The following is a 231-nucleotide window of genomic DNA, read 5'->3' on the forward strand; positions in this document are numbered from 1 at the left end:
GTGACAGATATCCATGTGTGGTATACTCCATGAGTTTTTGGCATATACATATTTTGGGGATCAATTTCATTAAATAGATTGATGTAGAAGCGCAACCCATCTGGACTGACATCCCTGCAAAGGATACCAATGCTTTCTGCATTTAGAAGATGCTCCTTCGCTAAAGCAGGTGCAATCCCAAGTGTAAATGCAGCATCGCTGGGGCTTATTCCCTTCTGAAGGGCATCCTCC

At 43.7% G+C, this 231-nt stretch carries 1 protein-coding gene; it reads right to left on the bottom strand.

All coding sequences use genetic code 11. From position 1 onward, the window contains the following. Window positions 1-231: hypothetical protein (locus tag L9G74_RS24730; RefSeq protein WP_238899119.1), on the bottom strand; the 231-nt coding region annotated here is incomplete at both ends.

Source organism: Shewanella electrica (assembly GCF_022321485.1).
Classification (GTDB): Bacteria; Pseudomonadota; Gammaproteobacteria; order Enterobacterales; family Shewanellaceae; genus Shewanella; species Shewanella electrica.